Below are 14819 nucleotides of genomic sequence, written 5' to 3' on the forward strand. Positions count from 1 at the left end.
GGTCAAGCCCCTGTTCCGGGGAGGCGAGGTGCGTTCTGTCGCGGCGCCGGCACGGCGCACGAGGCGACCGGCGGGACCGGGTGCGCGGCGGCCGGGTACTCCAGCATCAGCACCGAGAGCACCGGGCCCCCGACCGTCTCGTAGACGTGCGGGGCGGCGGCCGGGAAGCAGACGTAGTCGCCGGGGCCCAGCTCGTACGGCGCCTCCGGCGGGCCCACCCGGAGCCGCCCGGAGGTGACGACGACGTGCTCGCGCCCGGGGTGGCCCGCCGAGTGCTGCACCTCGCCCGGGCGCACCCGCTGGTCGTACAGCTCGACGACCGTGTCGGTGAGATCCATCCGGCGCAGCATCCGCAGGTCGACCGCGTTGCTGCTGAGCACGTCGAGGCCGGCCGAGCGCACCAGCAGCACGTCGGGGTCCTCGCGCTCGGTGAGCAGCGAGGACACCGGCACCCCCAGAGCGTTCGACAAACTGAACACCGTCTCGATGGTGGGGTTCCCGGTCCCGGACTCCAGTTGCGACAGCGTGCCCTTGGCGATCCCGGAGGCGCGCGCCAGCCCGGAGAGGGAGAGCCCCGCCCGGGCGCGCAGCGCCCGCAGGTTGGCCCCGAGCACCCGGCCTGCCTGTTCGCGTACCACCGGACCTCCTCGACAGTCGTGCGAGAGGCTACCCCGCGCCCGGCGAGGCGGCGACGAGCGTAATGGTTATTCGCGTATCGTCGTTTTCATTGGTCGGCCCATTGACGCGGGAGTTGACCCCAATTCCCCGTGGAATAGGGGCCGTTGTTACTCAGGGGTTGTCGTGTGCATGTCCCGGATGTTTTCATGGCCGACCGGACAGCGCGCGCGCACAATCCTTGATCCCCCCACATCCACCCCCCACCTGAAGAAGGAGACCAGGATGGCAGCACATCCGGGTTTCGACCGCCGCGCCCTGCTGCGCGGCGGACTGACCGCCTCCGCGGCCGGCGCACTCGGCCTCGGCGCTGCGGGGCTCGCACACGCCGCGCCCAGCTCAGCGACCCTGGCCGCCCCCGGCGCAGCACGCGGCGCCCGTGCGCTCGCGGCGCCCGAACCGCGCATCTACGGCACCGCGGAATGGGGTGCCCGACCGCCGGCGACCGACATCGTCATCCTCGACCACGTGCCGACGTACATCGCCGTCCACCACACCGCTGAACCGGGCAACAGCGAGGATTACTCGCTCGAACACGCCATGGAAATCTGCCGGTCCATCCAGAACTTCCACATGGACACCCAGGGGTGGGGCGACACCGGCCAGCAGTTCACCATCAGCCGCGGCGGATACTGCCTCGAAGGCCGGCACGAGAGCCTGGGCGTCGTGCGCGGCGGCACCCAGCACGTGCAGGGCGCCAACGTCGGCGGCCGCAACAGCGAGGTCATCGGCATCGAGAACGAGGGCCTCTACACCGACGTCGACGTGCCCACCGCGCTGTGGGACTCGCTCGTCGCGATGGTCGCCTGGATCGCCGGCCAGTACGGGCGGCCGGTCGAGAACATCCAGGGCCACCGCGACTTCAACTCCACCGAGTGCCCCGGCGACGTGCTCTACGCCCGCCTGCCGGAGCTGCGCGATGCGGTGGCCGGGGTGCTCGGTGCCCCGAAGCCCGAGCGGATCGCCGTCTGGCCGCTGCTGCGCCCCGGCGACAGCGGCCCCGTGGTGCGCGCGGCGCAGCACCTGCTGCGCGCCCGCGGGTTCACCGGGCTGCCCGCCGACGGGCTCTTCGGCCCGGAGACGAAGCAGGCCGTGGCCACGCTCGCCGAGGAGGGCGGCATCGAGCGGCACTCCTGCTCGGCGGAGTTCCACAAGCGCAACGACGAGACCGGCTACCTCGGCGCGGACATCTGGCCGATGATCACCCCGCGCGGGCGCGCCGGGGCCGGCGGCGAGGTCGCGAAGGCCGTCGAGGCGCTGCTCGGCCGCGGGCGGCGGGCGCCGGCGGGCCGGGAGCTGGACGCGACGGTGTGGAAGCAGTTGCTGTCCTGAGGGCCTGAGCACGCACGCAACGGCACCGGCGACCGCCGCGCCCCCCGGGCCCGCGACGGTCGCCGGTGTCAGCGGCGGCCCGCCACGAACGGGCGGAGCCGGTCGGCGAGCGCTTCGCTCGTCACCAACTGGAAGTCCGTGGCCGGATACAGGGCCGAGTCGGGGCACGTCTGCTGCGGGCTCGTGGTGCCGTCCAGGGCGAACTTCGTCACCGGCTCGCCGGTGGCGGCCTCGAAGACCCGGAAGACGTAGCGCGCGCTCTGCACGTCGACCACGCCGTCGCCGGTGTTGTGCGAGCCGCCGAGATAGGTGCAGGTGCCCACGGTGCGGCTGTCGTGGCTGTCGTCGTCGTACTGGCAGACCACGAGCTGGGTGTCGGTGTTCGCGAAGTCCGGCGTCCAGTCGCCCGGGAGCTGGGGCGGCTCGCTCTCGTCGACGGCGATGTCGTCCTTGAAGAGTACGGCCGGATGCGGCCCGGGGCCCTCGTATGCGGGCCCGCCGGGAAGGTACGGCTTCACCTTGCCGGCCTCGAACGGCCCGGTGAAGTCGCAGGCGTCCTCGCTGCTCGCCACCGTCTGCCGCGCCGGCGGCGGCGTACGCGGCAGCGGGTCGGGGGAAGCGGTCGGGTCCGCTTCCTTCCGCCCCTTCGCGTCGCCGCCGTCATCGCCCCCGGTGCAGGCGGCCGTCCCCGCCAGCCCGGCGGCCGCGACCAGCACGAGCCCGGCCACGCCCCGTCGCACACGTCCCACGATGCCGCTCCTCCCGCCACGATCCGCCCGCACGATAATGCCCCGGGCCCGGGACGGGTCCCCGCCACGAGGTGATTCGCGCGCACCTGCCGCCAAGGTCGACTACGGGGGCTCTCCAGGTGGTTGGGTAGGGGTCGAGCAGTGCCGGGGGGACGTGCGCTCCGGTGCGGAAGGAGGAGTGCCGTGGAGCCGCTGGCGGCTGGGGATCCCGCCCGGGTGGGCGACTTCGTGCTACGCGGCCGGCTGGGCGCGGGCGGCATGGGGGAGGTGTTCCTCGGCCGGTCGCCCGGCGGGCGGGCCGCGGCGGTGAAGGTGGTGCACGCCCACCTGGCGCGGCAGCCCGAGTTCCGCGGCCGGTTCCGGCGGGAGGTGGCCGCCGCGCGGTCGGTCAGCGGCGCGTACACCGCGCCCGTGATGGCCGCGGGCCCGGAGGACGATCCGCCGTGGATCGCCACGCTCTACGTCCCCGGCCCCTCCCTGGCCGAAGCCGTGCGGGCGGCCGGGCCGTTCCCCGAGGGCGCGGTGTGGCCGCTGGCCGCCGGGCTGGTCGAGGCGCTCCAGGCCATCCACGCCGAGGGGCTGCTCCACCGCGACCTCACGCCGTCGAACGTGCTGCTGGCCGCGGACGGGCCGCGGGTCATCGACTTCGGGATCTCCCGGGCCGTGGACGGCACGGTGCTCACCGGGACGGGCGCGACCATCGGCACGCCCGGCTTCATGTGCCCGGAGCAGGCCCAGGACGGCGAAGTCCGCCAGCCGGGCGACGTCTTCTCCTTCGGCGCCGTACTGGCCTATGCCGCCGGCGGCGTCGAGCCGTTCGGGCACGGCGCGCCGCTGGGAGTGCTGCACCGCGTGGTGACGGCGGAACCGCACCTGGACGAGGTGCCCGAACGGATACGCACCCTCGCGGCGGCGTGCCTGGCCAAGAACCCGGACGACCGGCCCACCCCCGCCGAACTCCTCGGCCTCATCGCCGCGGAGTGGGACCCGGGCGACGACTTCTCCGCCGCGGCGCCGTGGCCCGCGGCCGTGCACACCCTCATCGAGGCCCGCGCCGTACCCGGTACGGCGCGGGCCACCGAACCCGACGGCGCGCCGCCGCCTCCGCACGCCGCGCCCACGGCCACCGCGCCCCCGCGGTACACCCCGACGGAGCCGGGCGGCCGGCCGCAGGAGCCGGAGCCGGAAGCCCCGCCCGCCCCCGCCGCCTCCGGCCGCGTACCGAAGGAGGACCGCCCCCGCGCGCTGCGGCGCCGCCACCGGCAGGCGCTCAAGCTCACCAGGTCGGGCCAGTACGAGGAAGCCGAACGGCAGCTCGCCGCCCTCGTCGCGGACCGGGCCCGGGTGCTGGGGTCCGACCATCCCGACGTGCAGTTCACCCGCCAGCACCAGGCCCGGGCGCTCGCGGAGACGGGCCGGCACGCGGAGGCCGAGCGGCTGCTGGCCGACGTCCTCCCGCGCATCCTGCAGCTGCGGGGGCCCGATCACCGGGACACGCTCATCACCCGCCGGCACCACGCGGAAGCGCTCGGGAACGCGGGCCGGCCGGAGGAAGCCGTGCCCCTCCTCGCCGACCTCGTCGCCGACATGGTGCGCCTGCACGGCCCCGACCACCCCGACACGCTGCTCACCCGCCATCTGCACGCCTGCAACCTCGCGGACACGGGGGACTACGCGCAGGCGGCGCGCCTCTTCGCCGACCTCCTCGACGACCGGATCCGCGTGCACGGACGCAACCACGAGAAGACCCTGGTCGCCCGCATGCTCCACGCCCACTACGTCGGATCGTCGGGGGAGCACGCGGAAGGCGCCCGCCTGATGAGCGAACTCATCCCCGACCTCTCCCGGGTGCGGGGCCCCGACCACGCCGAGACCCTGGCAGCCCGCGGCAGCAGGGCCCGCCATCTCGGTGAGGCCGGGGAACACGCGGAGGCCGTGCGTGCGTTCGCGGGACTGGCCGCCGACACCGGTCGCGTCCTGGGTCCCGACCACGACGACACCCTGAGCGTGCGCGAGCGCCACGCCACTTATCTCGGCGCGTCGGGGGAGCACGCGGAGGCCGCCCGGCTGCACGCCGGACTGGCCGCCGACCACGCGCGCCTCCTGGGCCCGGACCACCGCGACACCCTGCTCGCCCGCCACCTCAGCGCGTGGGAGCTGGGAGAGGCGGGCGAATACGCCGAGGCGGCGCGGTTGATGGGCGAGGTTGCGGCCGACTGGGAGCGCGTCATGGGGCCCGACTGCAAAGACACCATGAACGCGCGCCATTTCCACGCCCGTTACGTCGGCGGGGCGGGGGACCATGCCGAGGCGGCCCGGCTGCTGGCCGCGGTCGCGGCCGACTGGGAGCGGGTCGAGGGTCCCGGCAACCCGGAAACCCTCTGCGTCCGCGAGTGGCAGGCGTTCCACCTCGACGAGGTGGGGGAGCACGACGAGGCCGAGCGCCTGCGGGCCGAAGTCGCCGCCCACCGCACCGCTACCGAGGGAGAACCGGCGGCCTGACCCCCGGCGGCGGCATCCGGAGCGGTCTCAGGCCGCCGGTGCCGGTGGCCACCAGGGGCTGCGCCCGCGGATCCCCGACTGGGCCCGGGTGACGAGCCCCGGGTAGGACTTGCCGGGGTACCAGGGGGCGGTGGGCAGGGCGTCGAAGCCCGGCACCTCCTCCATGTACCGCACCATCCGCCGCCGCAGCGCGCGGTCGGGCAGCTCGCCGCGCATGGCGCCGACGTTCTCGGTGAGGTGGTCGGGGTCGGAGGTGGCCGGCAGCACGGCGGTGACGGCGGGGTGGCCGAGCACCCACTTCAGGAAGAACTGCGACCAGGTGGCCGCACCGAACTCCCCCGCGAGGTCCGGCACCTCCCGGCCGCGTACGACGTGGTGCAGCCGTGCCTTCTCCAGCGGCATGTTCACCAGGACCGCGACGCCGTTGTCCGCCGCCGCCGGCAGGACGCGCTCCTCGGCGGCGCGGGTGCGTAGGGAGTAGTGCACCTGGACGAAGTCGACGTCGCCGCGCTCGATCCAGTCGGCCAGCACGTCGAAGTAGGCGGGCTCGTGGTGGGTGACGCCGATGGCGCGGATGCGGCCCTCCTTCTTCCACGCGTGCAGCATCGGCAGGACGCAGTCGATGTTGACCAGGCTGTGCACCTGTACGACGTCCAGCGGCCGGCCGCGCGCGAGGCGTTCCATGGAGCGCTCCAGACTGGCCAGCGCATGGCCTTCGTCCCAGAGGAAGTCGCCGGTGGACCAGATCTTGTCGGCCAGGAACACCCGGTCCTGGAAGCCGGCGAGGGCCGCGCCGGTGTTCGTCTCGGCGGCACCGTAGAGCGGGGAGGTGTCGACCACCCGGCCGCCCGCCTCGTAGAACCGCCTGACCACCTCGGCGATGTGGCCGGTGGGCGCGTCCGGCAGGGTGTCGAAGGTGGTGAACGTGCCGAGCCCGACGGCCGGCAGCCGCTCCCCGGTGCCCGGTACCTCCCGGGTGATCAGCTCCCGCCGCCCCGGTGCCCCGGGACGCGCCTCGGCCGCCGCGGTCCCGGCGCCGGCCGCTGCCGCCGCCACGGCCAGGCCGCCGGTGGCCTGGAGCACGCGGCGCCGGGTGGCGCCGCGGGTCGGTGTCGTCGGGCTGTCGTCGGTCGTCATGGCCAACTCCCATCGGTGGCGGGGCACTTGCCGCTCGGAGCGTAAGCCGGGGCGTGGGCCGAACGCACAGACCGGTTTGGTCTGGGCACATACCCTGAAGGTATGCCGCTGGACCTGCGCCTGATGCGCTACGTCATCGCCGTCGCCGAGACCGGCGGCTTCCAGGCCGCCGCCGAGCGGCTGCACATCGCCCAGCCGCCGCTCAGCCGCCAGATACGGCAACTGGAGGCCGAGTTGGGGGTCGTCCTCTTCGAGCGCCGGCCGACCCGGCTCACGGGCGCGGGGCAGGCGTTCGTCGACGCCGCGCGCGAGACGCTCGCCGCCGCCGAGCGGACCGTCGCCGTCACCCGCCGCGCCGCCCGCACCGCCACCGGCACCCTGCGCGTCGGCTACGGGCCGACCACCGCGCACTCCGAGATGCCCCTGCTCCTCGCCGCCCTCGCCGAGGCACACCCGGAGGTGACCGTGGAGGCGGTCGAGTCCTGGGACCCCGGACTCGTCGAGGGCCTGCGCACCGGCGGGCTCGACGCCGCGCTCGGCCGCCACCTGCCGATCCCGCCGGACTGCCGGGCGCTGACGCTGCGCGCCGAGGAGTACGTGGCCGTGGTGCACGCGGGTCACCGGCACGCCGGCCGCGGTGCGGTGGCCCTGCGCGACCTGCGCGGCGAGACCTTCCGCTTCCTCGCCCGCGACCTGGCCCCCGACTACCACGACGCGGTCCTGGCCGCCGCCCGCAGCACCGGCGAGGACTTCGCCGTCTGGCACAACCCGGTCCCCGGCCTCCGCAACCATCTCGGGGTCCTCGCCGACGGCTTCATGCTGCTGCCGCGCTCCGTCGCCGAGCACCTGCTCCCCGCCGCCGCCCGCCTGACCCTCACCGACCCGCTGCCGCCCGTGCCCCTGCGGCTGGTCCACCGCGGCGCGCGGGACGCCCCCGCTCTCGCGGCGCTGGTCCGCACGGCCCGCGCCCTCGCCGCCGCCGAGGGCTGGACGGCAGGCCGGCCGCCCGCCAATCGGTGAGTAAAGAAGTCGTCAAGAAGTGCGCACCCGCGGGCGGATGGAGCCGGGTCTTCCGCTGGGGCCGCCGCGGCCGTCCGCCGGGCGCCGGACCGCTCAACCTGCTTCCCACCTGCGGCGGAGCGCCGCCCGCGGCATGCACGCCGACCGGATCCCGCGCGTGGCCGTGCCCGGCCCGCGTTCATGTTGTTGAAGAATAAATCAGTCCGCTTCGGGCTTTGCCGCCATCCCTCCTGCATGAAATCAAGTCAGTCCCAAGTGGGGCGATCCATACTGCGGACGTGGGGTGCGAGTCGCTCACACCTCGCCTGTCGATCCGTTACGGATCCCGCAGAACCCGTTGCGGGCCGGGCCCAAAGGCTCCCGGACCCGGCCCGCACCGGTGACCGCACGGACCGTCCACGGCCCGGGTGACACACCCCCGGGACCGTCCGGACGCCACGACCCTCATCCCTCCCGCACCCCTGATCCCGTCCGCCACGGCGCCGTGGCGATCCGGCGTTCCGGGGCGCACACAAGTTCACAGTTCGATGGAGGCAACTTTCATGGTGAGTCGGCGCAGGGTGCTCGCTGCGGGTATGGCAACGGCGTGCACGGGGGTGACCGGCGCGGCGTTAGTGCCGCTGGTGACCACGCCGGCCGGGGCCGAGCCCGCCGGCGCGGAGCGGGCGGCGAACGCCGCACTCGCGGTCACGCCCTTCACCCAGCCCATGCCGCGGCCCACGGTGCTGTCGCCGCTGTCGACGGCCGGCGGCGTCGACGTCTACGTCATGACGATGCAGCCGGGGACCGCGGAGATAATCCCGGGCGTCCAGTCGCAGGTGCTCACGTTCAACGGCAGCTTCCCCGGCCCGCTGATCAAGGCGCGCCGCGGCCGGCCCGTCGCCATCCAGCAGCGCAACCGGCTCGACGTGCCCGCGTCGGTCCACCTGCACGGCGGGGAGGTGGAGCCGCAGCACGACGGCCAGCCGATGGAGACCATCGCCCCGGGCGCCGACCGTACGTACTACTACCCCAACACCCAGCCGCACGCCTCGCTCTGGTACCACGACCACGCCCACCACATCGAGTCCGAGAACGTCTACCGCGGGCTCTCCGGCCAGTACCTCATCACCGACGAGGTGGAAGAGGCGCTGCCGCTGCCCACCGGGCAGTACGACCTGCCCATCGCCATCCGCGACGCCAACGTGGACGCGACGGGACTGCACTACACGATGGGCGACCGGCAGCGCTCCACGATGATCGCCAACGGCAAGGCGTACCCGTACGTCCAGGTCGCCGCCCGCAAGTACCGCATCCGGCTCCTCAACTCCTCCAACCAGCGCTTCATGGAGCTGCGGCTGGAGGACGACAGCGAGATGATCCAGATCGGCTCCGACGGCGGGCTGCTGCCGCGCCCGCACCGCACCACCGCCATCCCGCTGTCCGCCGCCGAGCGCGCCGACGTCGTCATCGACTTCTCCCGCTACCCCGTCGGCAGCAGCGTCGTGCTGAAGAACACCGGCGGCTTCGGCACCCCCGAACTCGTCGGCCAGGTGCTGCGCTTCGACATCGTCAGGACCGCGAAGGACAGCAGCCGCGTGCCCGACGTGCTGCGCGAGCTGCCGCCGCTGCCGCAGCCGACCGCCGAGCGCACCGTCACCCTGCGGATGGACGAGGACGGCCGGCCGTCCCCGCAGGCGTACATGGACGAGAAGCTGTACGACCCGGCCCGGGTGGACCAGCAGATCCGGTTCGGCGCCAGCGAGATCTGGACGATCAAGAACCTCAACCAGATCGCGTGGCACAACTTCCACATGCACCTCGTCCAGTTCCGCGTCCTGGAGCGCAACGGCCAGGCGCCGGGGCCGGGCGAGGCGGGGCTGAAGGACACCGTCAACCTGCGCCCGAACGAGACGGTCAAGGTCCAGGCGACGTTCGACACCCACAAGGGCTCGTACGTCTACCACTGCCACATGCTCGACCACTCCGCGATGGGCATGATGGCGACGATGAAGATCGCCTGACCCAAACGGCCCGCCGACGTGCCGGCCGGGGGCCTCCCCGGCCGGCCTGGCCGTACCGCCCGCGGCCCCGGTCGAGCACGACGCGGCGGCCGTCGTTGACGTAAACATGACATGCAGTCACTGTGTGCCTATGAAGCGCTTAGCGACGCTGACGGCGGCGGCCGCGCTGGCCGCCGGCTCCCTGGCCGCCGTCCCCGCCCCCACCTCCGCCGCGCAGCCCCCACCCGCCGCGCCCGAGCTCGCCCCGATCTGCAACGTCCACTGCGACGCCCGCGACCCCGCCCAGGCCACCCGCGACCGCACCGCGGTCACCGCCACCCTCTTCTCCCGCACCCTCGCGCTGCACGTGGACGACGACAGCGCCATGGGCTGGGCGACGATCGGCAACGGCAGCCCCGGCGACGAGGTCTGGCTCGACCGCTCCTTCGACGGCGGCCGCACCTGGGCCTCCGGCAGCCGGCTCGGCAACACCGCCATCCCCGCCGGCCAGCGCGGCTGGCGCACCGGCATGTACAACGTCGACGACTGGGCGAACCGCGGCGTCGGCGCCCTGCGCGCCTGCGGCAAGGCCGCCGACCGCCCCGACATCGCCTGCACCCCGTGGGCCCGCAGCACCTGGAACGCCTGGGACCGCAGGACCGCCGCCGCCACCGCGCAGATGTCCTTCTACGACCGGGCCACCGGCCTCTTCGCCACCACCGGCTGGTGGAACTCCGCCAACGCCCTCACCGCCGTCATCGACAACATCCGTGTCAGCGGCATGCGCAGCTACGAGTACGCCATCGGCCACACCTACGACCGCCAGCTCGGCGCCCACCAGGGTCAGTTCCGCAACGACTACATCGACGACACCGGCTGGTGGGGCCTGGCCTGGATCGCCGCGTACGACCTGACCGGCGACCGCCGCTACCTCGACACCGCCCGCGCCGACGCCGACCACATGGCCGCGTACTGGGACGGCCGCTGCGGCGGCGGCGTGTGGTGGAGCCAGGCGAAGACGTACAAGAACGCCATCTCCAACTCCCTCTACATCCACCTCAACGCGGCCCTGCACAACCGCATCGCGGGCGACACCGCGTATCTGAAGCGGGCGCGCGACGGCTGGAGCTGGTTCCAGGGCACCGGCATGATCAACGGCTCCTCCCTGGTCAACGACGGCATCGACCTGGGCACGTGCCGCAACAACGGCCAGCCGGTCTGGTCGTACAACCAGGGCGTGCTGCTCGGCGCCCTCACCGAACTCCACCGCGCCACCGGCGACGACGCCCTCCTGACCACCGCCCGCCGCCTCGCCGACGCCGCCACCACGGCGCCCTCACTGCACACCGCGGACGGCATCCTGCGCGACCCCTGCGAGTCGGGCGACTGCGGCGCCGACGGCCCGTCCTTCAAGGGCGCCCACGTCCGCGGCCTGGGCAAGCTCAACGCCGCCCTGCCCGACCACCCGTACACCGCCTACCTCACCCGCCAGGCGGACCGCGCCCACGCCGCCGACCGCAACGCGCTCGACCAGTACGGCCTGCGCTGGTACGGCCCCCTGGACACGACGGACGCGGCCCGCCAGCAGAGCGCCCTGGACCTGATGAACGCGGCCCCGTAGCGGTTGACACGGAGCACCGGGACCGCGCTCCCGGATTCCCGCGGTCGTCTCCTCCCGGGCCCGGGGCGCCGCCGGCGGGACGCCCCGGGGGCGGTCACCCGACTGCGGGCGTAGCGCTGGTGTGTCCGGCGCGGGTGGCACAGGCTCGGGTCAGGACCCCTGGTGTGCGGCCCGCGGGAGGCGTGAGGCGCGCGGGAACGGAGAGTGGCGGGATGGAGACTGCGCCGGTCGTCGTGGGCGTGGACGGCTCCGCGGCGGGCCTCGACGCGGTCGCGGTCGCCGCGCGCGAGGCGAAGCTGCGCGGCTGCCCCCTGCGGGTCGTACACGCGTTCCTCTGGCCGGCCTTCGGCGCCTATCCCGGCGCGCCCGCGATGCTCCCGGGGGACACCGCGCTGCGCAAGGAGGCGGAGAAGGCCGTCGAGGACGCCGTGGCGCACGCGCGCTCGGCGGAGCCCCGCGTCAAGGCCCACGGGGCCGTGGTGACCGGGGAGGCCATGGAGGTCCTGGTCAGGGAGACGAAGACCGCGCAGTTGGCGGTCGTCGCCGGCCGCGGCCTCAGCGCGTTCACCCGGCTGCTCGTGGGCTCGACGGCGGTCCACCTGTCCGCGTACGGCCACTGCCCCGTGCTCGTCGTACGCGCCGGCGGCGCGGGGCCCCGTGGTCCCGTGCTGCTGGCGGTCGACGGCTCGCCGGCCGGGGCCGCCGCCGTCGAGTTCGCCTTCGCCGAGGCGGCCAGGCGGCGCGCGGGACTCGTCGCGCTGCACGTGTGGAGCGCCTGGACCAGGTACTCGCCGGGGCGGGACGAGCCCGCCGGGCCCACCGCGGACGGACCGGCCGCGGAGGGCGACCGGGTGCTCGCCGAGGCGCTGGCGGGCGCCGAGAAGTCGTATCCGGACGTACGGGTCGAACGTACCGCCGTCGAGGGCTCGGCCCGCGAACTGCTCATCGAGGCCAGCAAGGACGCCGGCCTCCTCGTCACCGGCGCCCGCGGCCACGGCGGCTTCGCCGGGCTGCTCCTCGGCTCGGTCAGCCAGGCGCTCCTGCAGCACGCGCACTGCCCGGTCGCCGTCGTACGCGGCGCGGGTGAGCGCTCCTGACCGGCACCGGCCCCCGCGCTCCGACCCCCGGCCCTGACCGGCCCTGATCCCCGCCGCACCGACGGCCGAAGGACCTGGAGAGGCACGATGGACACCTCGCTCACCCCCACGGCGCTCGCGGAACTGCGCGAGCGGCGCCCGTACCCCGCCGTGTCGCTCACGCTGCCCACGCACCGGCGCGCGCCCCGCAACGCGGAGGATTCCGTGCGGCTGCGCAACGTCATCGCCGAGGCCGAGCGGCAGCTCGACCGCGACCCCGGCGTGACCCGCGCGGCCCGTGAGGAGATCCGCGCGCAACTCGCCGCGGCCGTCGAGGAGACCGACCTCTCCCTGGCGCTCGACGGCCTCGTCATCTTCGCCACCGTGGCCGAGCACCGCGTGTTCGCCCTCCCGCGCACCGTCCCCGAGCGGGTCGTGCTGGCCGACTCCTTCCTCACCCGCAACCTGGTGGCGGCCTACGCGGCGCAGCGCCCGTACTGGGTGCTGTCCCTGGCCGCCGACCGCGTCACCCTGTGGAGCGGCTCGGGCGAGCGCGTCACCGAGGCCACCGTCGGGGGCTTCCCGATGACCCGGACGGTGGACAACCCGGACACGGAGCGGGAGGAGCGGATCGGGGACACGCCCAGCAAGTTCCGCGACGAGGAGGTCCGCACCTTCCTGCGCGACGCCGACGCCGCGCTGCACGCCGTCCTCGCCCAGGACCCCCGGCCCCTCTACGCCACCGGCGAGGACGCCGCCCTGGCCCTCCTCGCCGACACCGGCACCGCCTCCGCGACCGCCGTCCACGTCCACCACGGCGGCCTGGCCCAGGGGCCGCCGGACGCGGTCGCCCGTGCCGTCGCCCCGGCCCGGGAGACCCAGGCCCGCCAGCACGCCGCCGCGGCCATCGCCGCCCTGGACGATGCCCGGGGCCGCCGGGCCTTCGCGGGCGGCGTGGACGAGGTCTGGTCGAAGGTCACCGACGGCCGCGTCCACCGCCTGGTCGTCGAGGAGAACTACCGCATCACCGTGCGCTCGGCCGACGACGACCACCTGGTGCCGGCCGAGGACGACGACCCCCAGGCCCGCCACGACATCGTGGACGAGATCGTCGAGCAGGCCCTCGACACCGGCGCCGACGTCACGTTCGTCCCCGACGACGCCCTCGCGGACCACGAGCGCATCGCGGCGGTGCTGCGCTACTGAGGCCGCGCCGGGGACCGGGGGCCGAAGGCGGGCGCGCGGCGGGCGATGACTTCCGGGCGCCGGTGCCGTCGTAAAGGATGACCGCAAGCGGCGCGGGGCCACCCCGCCGCAGCCACCACCGGACCAGGAGCCACCGACCATGCGCACTCTCATCAGCACCGCCTTCGTCTCCCTCGACGGCGTCATGGAGGCCCCGGGCGGCGAGCCCGGCTACCGCAACTCCGGCTGGACCTTCAAGGAGACCGAGTTCCTTCCGGAGGCGTACGCGCTGAAGGGCGAGGAGCAGGAGGAAGCCGGCGCGCTGATGATGGGCCGCGTCAGCTACGAGGCGTTCAGCCCGGTGTGGCCGGGCATGGAGGAGTTCGCCAGATACAAGGCGCTGCCGAAGTACGTCGTCTCCACCACCCTCGCCGAGGACGACCTCGTCACTGACTGGGGCGACATCACGATCCTCCGCTCCCTCGACGACGTCGCCGCCCTGAAGGAGACGGAGGGCGCGCCGATCATCGTCCACGGCAGCGCGACCCTCAACCACGGCCTGGCGGACGCGGGCCTCATCGACCGCTACCACCTGCTGGTCTTCCCCCTGCTGCTGGGCGCGGGCAAGCGCCTGTACAGCGACACCTCCAAGGACACCCAGAAGCTGAAGCTGGTCGCGGCCGAGGCGTACGCCAACGGCATCCAGAAGAACGTCTTCGACGTCCTCCACTGAACCTCCCGGACGGGCGGGGACGTTCCGGTACGCGACGGGGTAACCGCCCTGGCAGGAGGGCGGGTTCGGGGCCCGGGACCGGTGGGCGCGGTGGTCCTCACCGCTACCGCGGGGGGAGTCCAGCCCTAGGGGGCGAAGGGGGGTAACCCCTACCAAGGCCGGGGGGAACCCGGATCGTGGCGGGCGCGGATGATCCGTAACTTCGAGGGTGGCATCGCAACGGCGGTGCGCACCGACCTCGGAGGACACCGTGATCCAGCTCCCCAGCCGCCCGGCAGTCGCGGCCTTCGCCCGGTTCGTGGCCTGCGGCGGCGGCGTCGGACTGGCCTCCAGCGGTGCGCTCGTACTCCTCGACGGTGCCATGCCGATGATGGTCGCCAACGCGCTGATCACCGTGGTGTCGACGCTGCTGGCCACCGAGCTGCACGGCCGGGTGTCGTTCCGCAGCGAGCGCGGCGGCTGGCGCGTCCACCTCCAGTCGGCGCTGACGGTCGCCGTCTGCTACGCCTTCACCACCGCCGCGCTGCTGGCGCTGCACGCGGCGCAGGCGAACCCCTCGGTCGTCACCGAACAGGCCGTCTACCTCTCGGCGTCGGCCCTGGCGGGCATAGGCCGCTTCGCGGTCCTCCGCGCCGTCGTCTTCGCCGACGACCGCCGCACCCGCCGCACGCCGGCCCTCGCCCGGACGTCGGTGACGATGGCCGCGTAGCGGCTCCGCACGGCCGGGCCCCGGCTCTCGAAGGCGGCCGGCCCCTCCCGCAAGCGGGAGGGGCCGGCACAGCGGGTCGGACGGGGTTCGGACCGGGA

At 74.3% G+C, this 14819-nt stretch carries 12 protein-coding genes; 9 read left to right on the plus strand and 3 right to left on the minus strand.

Features of this window, described 5'->3' with window-relative positions:
- Window positions 1-2: 2 nt before the first annotated feature.
- Window positions 3-638: an XRE family transcriptional regulator gene (locus DMB38_RS29065; protein WP_125937632.1), complete on the minus strand. Its 636-nt coding sequence runs from the start codon at window positions 636-638 to the stop codon at window positions 3-5.
- Between the two features lie 262 nt (window positions 639-900).
- Here DMB38_RS29065 and DMB38_RS29070 point away from each other — a divergent pair, with 262 nt between their 5' ends.
- On the plus strand, window positions 901-2007 hold the full coding sequence (locus DMB38_RS29070) for an N-acetylmuramoyl-L-alanine amidase (protein WP_125937633.1): 1107 nt from the start codon (window positions 901-903) through the stop codon (window positions 2005-2007).
- A 68-nt stretch (window positions 2008-2075) separates the two neighbouring features.
- On the opposite strand, the gene DMB38_RS29075 is transcribed toward DMB38_RS29070, so the two are convergent.
- Window positions 2076-2756, minus strand: coding sequence for a hypothetical protein (locus DMB38_RS29075; RefSeq protein ID WP_240662520.1), 681 nt, complete (start codon window positions 2754-2756; stop codon window positions 2076-2078).
- A gap of 183 nt (window positions 2757-2939) precedes the next feature.
- On the opposite strand from DMB38_RS29075, the gene DMB38_RS29080 reads away from it, so the two are divergent.
- The gene (locus DMB38_RS29080) at window positions 2940-5258 is read left to right on the plus strand and encodes a serine/threonine-protein kinase (RefSeq protein WP_125937634.1); all 2319 of its coding nucleotides are present in this window, start codon (window positions 2940-2942) and stop codon (window positions 5256-5258) included.
- Window positions 5259-5285: 27 nt separating this feature from the next.
- On the opposite strand, the gene DMB38_RS29085 is transcribed toward DMB38_RS29080, so the two are convergent.
- On the minus strand, window positions 5286-6395 hold the full coding sequence (locus DMB38_RS29085; RefSeq protein ID WP_125937635.1) for an aldo/keto reductase: 1110 nt from the start codon (window positions 6393-6395) through the stop codon (window positions 5286-5288).
- Between the two features lie 102 nt (window positions 6396-6497).
- Here DMB38_RS29085 and DMB38_RS29090 point away from each other — a divergent pair, with 102 nt between their 5' ends.
- The 7 genes from DMB38_RS29090 (at window position 6498) to DMB38_RS29120 (ending at window position 14721) form a co-directional block, all read left to right on the plus strand.
- Window positions 6498-7415, plus strand: a complete 918-nt coding sequence (locus DMB38_RS29090) for a LysR substrate-binding domain-containing protein (RefSeq protein ID WP_125937636.1) — start codon at window positions 6498-6500, stop codon at window positions 7413-7415.
- A 575-nt stretch (window positions 7416-7990) separates the two neighbouring features.
- Complete coding sequence (locus tag DMB38_RS29095) at window positions 7991-9418, plus strand: multicopper oxidase domain-containing protein (RefSeq protein ID WP_240662521.1); 1428 nt, start codon at window positions 7991-7993, stop codon at window positions 9416-9418.
- 130 nt (window positions 9419-9548) lie between these two features.
- Window positions 9549-11018 (plus strand): glycoside hydrolase family 76 protein, encoded by a 1470-nt coding sequence (locus DMB38_RS29100; RefSeq protein WP_125937637.1) that lies wholly within the window; start codon window positions 9549-9551, stop codon window positions 11016-11018.
- Between the two features lie 212 nt (window positions 11019-11230).
- The gene (locus DMB38_RS29105) at window positions 11231-12115 is read left to right on the plus strand and encodes a universal stress protein (RefSeq protein WP_125937638.1); all 885 of its coding nucleotides are present in this window, start codon (window positions 11231-11233) and stop codon (window positions 12113-12115) included.
- 87 nt (window positions 12116-12202) lie between these two features.
- A complete protein-coding gene (locus DMB38_RS29110) occupies window positions 12203-13300 on the plus strand; it encodes a chemotaxis protein (protein ID WP_125937639.1) in 1098 nt (365 codons plus the stop codon).
- A gap of 139 nt (window positions 13301-13439) precedes the next feature.
- Window positions 13440-14012, plus strand: coding sequence for a dihydrofolate reductase family protein (locus DMB38_RS29115; RefSeq protein ID WP_125937640.1), 573 nt, complete (start codon window positions 13440-13442; stop codon window positions 14010-14012).
- A 250-nt stretch (window positions 14013-14262) separates the two neighbouring features.
- On the plus strand, window positions 14263-14721 hold the full coding sequence (locus DMB38_RS29120; protein ID WP_240662522.1) for a hypothetical protein: 459 nt from the start codon (window positions 14263-14265) through the stop codon (window positions 14719-14721).
- The last annotated feature ends 98 nt before the right edge of the window (window positions 14722-14819 follow it).

Origin of the sequence: Streptomyces sp. WAC 06738 (genome assembly GCF_003945505.1) — a bacterium.
In the GTDB taxonomy this organism is placed as follows: domain Bacteria; phylum Actinomycetota; class Actinomycetes; order Streptomycetales; family Streptomycetaceae; genus Streptomyces.